Here is a 5,159-nt window from a genome sequence, read left to right as displayed (position 1 = left end):
TTCTCGGCCCGAGCCGACGGTCGATCGCCACAAGCCGTTCTGGCCGCACCAGGCCCCGGGCCATACGCGCGCGGACGCGCGCAGACCCCTCCCCCTGCCCCCCTCCCGCAAGGGGAGGGGGGACTTGGAAAAAACTGGTGGGAGAGGCAAGGCCCGATCCATCCGGCTCTCCAGCTCCACCCGGCGCTCCTACTCGGCGAAGGTCCGCCGCAGGGACTGGATCGCGGCGGCGTGGTTCAGGTCGAGATGAAGCGGCGTCACCGCGATCCGGCCGTCGCGCAGGGCGGAGACGTCGGTCTCGTCGCCCTGCAGCGCCTCCTCGGTCCGGCTGGTGCCGATCCAGAAATAGGTGCGGCCGCGCGGATCCAGCCGCTCCTCCAGCACGTCGCCGATCTTGCGCAGGCCGTGCGGCACCACGGCGATGCCGGTGACCGCATCCGGGTCGACCGCCGGGAAGTTGACGTTGACCAGCACCTGGTCCGGCCAGTCCGTGGCGATCGCCTTGCGCGCCACCTCGGCGCCCCAGCGGCCCGCCGTCTCCCAGTCCGGCCGCCGTCCGTCGGCGAATTGCTGGCTGAAGGCGATGGCGCGGATGCCCAGCAGCGTCGCCTCCATCGCCGCGGCGATGGTGCCGGAATAGGTCACGTCCTCGGCGATGTTGCGGCCGTGGTTGACCCCGGACAGGACCAGGTCCGGCCGCTTGTCCTTCATCACGTGGTTGATCGCCAGCAGCACGCAGTCGGTCGGCGTGCCGTCGACGGCGAAGCGCTTCTCCTCGATCTTCCTGAGGCGCAGCGGGCGGTGGATGGTCAGGGAGTGGCTGGCGGCCGACTGCTCGCTCTCGGGCGCGCAGACCCAGACGTCGTCCGAGAGCTCGCGGGCGATGCGCTCGAGCACCGAGAATCCGGTCGAATTGATGCCGTCGTCATTGGCCAGGAGGATGCGCATCGTCAGCCCTTCGCTTCCAGGATCTCGAGCCCGCCCATATAGGGCCGCAGCACCTCCGGCACCTCGACCGAGCCGTCCTGCCGCTGATGGGTCTCCATGACCGCGATCAGGGCGCGGCCGACGGCGACGCCGGAGCCGTTGAGGGTGTGCAGGAAGCGGGTGCCCTTCTCGCCCTCCGGCCGGAACCGTCCCTGCATCCGCCGGGCCTGGAAGTCGCCGCAATTGGAGCAGGAGGAGATCTCGCGATACCGCCCCTGCCCCGGCAGCCAGACCTCGATGTCGTAGGTCTTGCGGGCGGAGAAGCCCATGTCGCCGGTGCACAGCGCGATGGTGCGGAAGGCCAGGCCCAGCCGCTTCAGCACGGTCTCGGCGCATTCCGTCATGCGCTCGTGCTCGGCGGCCGACTGCTCCGGCGTGGTGATGCTGACCAGCTCGACCTTGCTGAACTGGTGCTGGCGGATCATGCCGCGGGTGTCGCGCCCGGCCGAGCCGGCTTCCGAACGGAAGCTCGGCGTCAGCGCGGTGAAGCGCAGCGGCAGCCCCTGCTGCTCCAGGATCTCGCCGGCGGCCAGGTTGGTCAGCGGCACCTCGGCGGTCGGGATCAGCCAGTGGCCGGTGTTGGTGCGGAACAGGTCCTCGGCGAATTTCGGCAGCTGCCCGGTGCCGAACACGGCCTCGTCGCGCACCATGAAGGGCGGCGCGATCTCGGTGTAGCCGTGCCGGTCGACATGCAGGTCGATCATGAACTGGCCGATCGCGCGCTCCAGCCGGGCCAGCGCGCCGCGCAGGACCACGAACCTTGCGCCGGACAGCCTGGAGGCGGCGGCGAAGTCCATCAGCCCGAGGCCCTCGCCGAGATCGACATGGTCGCGGGCCGAGTTCAGCCGCCGCGGCTCGCCGGTGCGCCGCAGTTCCACGTTGGCACTCTCGTCCGGCCCGTCCGGCACGTCCTCGTCGGGGATGTTCGGCAGCTCGGCCAGCCGGGCCGCCAACGCCGCCTCGGCGTCGCGGTCGGCCTGCTCCAGCTCGCCCATCTTCGCCTTGATCGAGGCGACCTCGTCCATCAGCGCCTGGGCGTCGCCGCCCTTGGACTTGACCGCGCCGATCTCCTTGGAGGCGGCGTTGCGGCGGGTCTGCAGCCCCTGCAGCTCGGTGGTGATCTGGCGCCGGCGCTCGTCCAGCGACAGCAGCTCGGCGGCGACGGGCGACAGACCCCGCCGAGCCATCCCCTTGTCGAAGGCCTCGGGATGCTCTCGGATGAATCGGATGTCGTGCATCGCGCGCTCGGTGACTGCCGGATCGGGGAATCGTGCCGTGGTTATAGGAGGTGGGCCGGCCGGACGCAAACGGGCCGGGGGCTCCGGGACGGTGCTTTGTACGTTCGCGCGCAGACGCGCGCACGCCCCTCCCCCTGCCCCGTCCCGCAGGGGGAGGGGGAGTGTGGAAGGCAGAGCGGCGATGTAGGTTAGGTTCGCGGCGAGCGAACCCAACAGTGGCACGGTGGCGGGATGTTGGGTTCGCCATGCGAACCCAACCTACGCGGTCGCGCCGGCGATGACTCAGCTGCTGTCCGGTTTCGCGAGAGTCGGCACGGGCCGGCCGGTATCGGCCTCATCCGACGGACGAGGCCGGTCGGGCTCGGGCCGAGACGCTACGGCTTCGGCAAGGTCGTCGGGCAGGCGGTCCTGGGGCAGGCCGTCGGGGGCTTCGACGGCAGCGGTGCCGTCCCAGTCCCGCGGCAGCAAGGCGGCGTCGCGCCGCTCCTCCGCCTCTTCGCCCGGCTCGAGCTCGTCCTCCAGGCATTCGCTCTCGGTCAGGGATTCGCGCGGTTCCGACCGGGGCTCGCTGTCCTTCGGCTCGGCTGCCGGCGCGGCCTCGGCCGGCGCGGCTTCGGCCGCCGCCTCCGCCGGCGTGGGCTCCGGCGCCGCCTTCCCGGCCTTGCGATCCCGATAATTCTCGCGGACCCGCTGGCTCATCGCGATCGACAGCCGCACCGAACGGGCCAGGCGCACCTGCGCCAGCGCGAAATCCGGCCTGGTCGGCCCGATCGGCGTCGCCAATTGCTCCGTCGCCGTCATCCGCGCCGTGCGGAGGTGGATCTCGACCAGCTCGGCCAGCGAGCCCAGCGCCCATCGCGTCCAGGCCAGATCCTTGTCGACCGGCCGGTCTTCCGTCTCGCAATCGGGAGGCGCCATATTCATGGAACATATCATGAACAAGAACAGCCGATAATACCAGTGCGATCACATTCCCGCCGCGGCCATTCGTCCGGCGGCGGAACAGGGCGGCGGCACCGACGTTGCTGTCCGGTCCCCGCCCCTTGCCGAGGCCGAGCATGCAGGTCCTTCCCACCGCCTTCGTCGTCGCCCGCGACCTGAAGCGGCTGCAGCAGATCGTCACCGTGCTGCTGCGCTTCGGCTTCGGCGACCTGGTGCGCCGGCTGGGGCTGCACCGGCTGCTGAAGCAGGCCGGGCTGGCGCCCGGCGACACCGGGACGGCCGCGCCCGGCCAGGACACGCCGGCCCGGCTGCGGCTGGCGATCGAGGCGCTGGGGCCGACCTTCGTCAAGCTGGGGCAGATCCTGGCGACCCGCAGCGACCTGCTGCCGGCGGAGTGGATCGCCGAGCTGGAGAAGCTGCACGACCGAGTCCCGCCCCTGCCCTATGACGCGCTGGCGCCGGTGCTCGAGGCGGCGCTGGGCGGCGCGCCCGACGCCGTGTTCGCGCGATTCGACCGCGAGCCGCTGGCCTCGGCCTCGATCGCCCAGGTGCACCGCGCCGCGCTGGCCGACGGCACCGAGGTGGTGGTGAAGATCCGCCGGCCCGGGCTGCGGCCGCTGGTCGAGGCCGATCTGCGCCTGCTGGCCCATGCCGCCAGGCTGGCCGGGACCGAGCTGCCGGAGCTGCGCCGCTATCACCCCGAGGCGATCACCCGCAACCTGGCCGCCGCGATCGGCGAGGAGCTGGACCTGGCCAATGAGGGCCGCAACGCCGAGCTGATCGCCGCCCAGTTCGAGGACCGGCCGGAGATCGTGGTTCCCCGCATCCACTGGGCCTGGACCAGCGAGGAGGTGCTGGTGCAGGACTTCGTCGCCGGCATCCGGCCCAGCGACGAGGCGGCGCTGGCCGCGGCCGGGCTGGACCGGCGCAGGCTCGCGGCGCGCAGCTCGAACGCCTTCCTGCAGATGATGCTGATCGACGGCGTGTTCCACGCCGACCCGCATCCCGGCAACATGCTGTGCCTGACGGGCGACCGCATCGCCTATCTCGATTTCGGCACGATCGGCCGGCTGTCGGCGCGGCGGCGCGACCAGCTGGTGACGCTGATGGCGGCGATCACCGGCGGCAGCGCCGCCGGGGTGCGCGAGGTGCTGCTGGACTGGGCCGGCCAGCCGGACATCGACGCCCGCCCGCTGGAGGAGGCGGCGGAGGCCTTTCTGGCCCGCCACACCCGCGGCGCGCTGGGCCGGCTGAAGCTGGGCCAGGCGCTGGCCGATTTCGTCGCCCTGATGCGCGACCACGACCTCGCCCTGCCGCCGGACCTGGCGCTGGTGCTGAAGGCGCTGATGACCTCCGAGGGCGTGGTCCGCCGCCTCGACCCCGAGCTGGACGTGGTGCGCGAGGTCGAGCCGGTGGTGCGCCGCGCCCTGGCCGCGCGCTACGCCCCCGAGGCGATGCTGAGCCGGGCCGGATCGGCGCTCCTGGAGCTGCAGGCCCTGGCCGGCGACGCGCCCGGCATCCTGCGGCGGGTGCTGCGGCGGGTGGAGAAGGGCCGGGTGAAGCTGGAGGTCGAGATCGGCCGGATGGACCGGTTCGGCGGCTCGATCGAGCGCGGCGCCGCGCGCATCGCCGTCGCCATCGTCACCGCCGCCTTCGTGGTCGGCCTGGCGCCGATCCTGGCCGAGACCGGGCCGCGCCTGTTCGGCATCCCCGCCTTCGCCCTGCTCGGCTGCCTCGCCGCCCTGGCCGGCATCGCCTGGCTGCTGCTGCCGGGCAGAGGCAGGGATTAGGGGCGGGAGACAGGATCGACGACCTCGATCCATTGCGGACGTTCGCGGGAATACGGCATCGGTCCCCGGGGCGGAAAAGGCTGGCCGGGCGCCAGGGGCTGAGCGCGAGGGGCTGAGCGCGAGGGGCTGAGCGCGAGGGGCTGAGCGCGAGGGGCTGAGCGCGAGGGGCTGAGCGCGAGGGGCTGAGCGCGAGGGGCTGAGC

General features: G+C 72.3%; 4 protein-coding genes. 1 reads left to right on the top strand and 3 read right to left on the bottom strand.

Translation table 11 applies throughout. The features are described from left to right. Positions 1–189 precede the first annotated feature (189 nt). From surE to ACFW16_RS35780, 3 genes are all read right to left on the bottom strand, one after another. The gene (surE, locus tag ACFW16_RS35790) at positions 190–948 is read right to left on the bottom strand and encodes a 5'/3'-nucleotidase SurE (RefSeq protein ID WP_380313873.1); all 759 of its coding nucleotides are present in this window, start codon (positions 946–948) and stop codon (positions 190–192) included. Positions 949–950: 2 nt separating this feature from the next. After that, positions 951–2,225: a serine--tRNA ligase gene (gene serS, locus ACFW16_RS35785; protein ID WP_380313872.1), complete on the bottom strand. Its 1,275-nt coding sequence runs from the start codon at positions 2,223–2,225 to the stop codon at positions 951–953. A gap of 282 nt (positions 2,226–2,507) precedes the next feature. Next, entirely contained in the window at positions 2,508–3,149 is a 642-nt protein-coding gene (locus ACFW16_RS35780) for a hypothetical protein (RefSeq protein WP_380313871.1), read from the bottom strand. Between the two features lie 134 nt (positions 3,150–3,283). On the opposite strand from ACFW16_RS35780, the gene ACFW16_RS35775 reads away from it, so the two are divergent. Then, positions 3,284–4,957 carry an ABC1 kinase family protein gene (locus ACFW16_RS35775; protein ID WP_380313870.1) on the top strand — a complete coding sequence of 558 codons (1,674 nt, stop codon included), beginning with the start codon at positions 3,284–3,286 and terminating at the stop codon, positions 4,955–4,957. Positions 4,958–5,159: the final 202 nt, after the last annotated feature.

It is taken from the genome of Inquilinus sp. NPDC058860 (genome assembly GCF_042743185.1).
GTDB lineage: Bacteria > Pseudomonadota > Alphaproteobacteria > DSM-16000 > Inquilinaceae > Inquilinus.
Note: the sequence above shows the minus strand (reverse complement) of the source record. Positions and strands in the feature narration are given on the sequence as shown.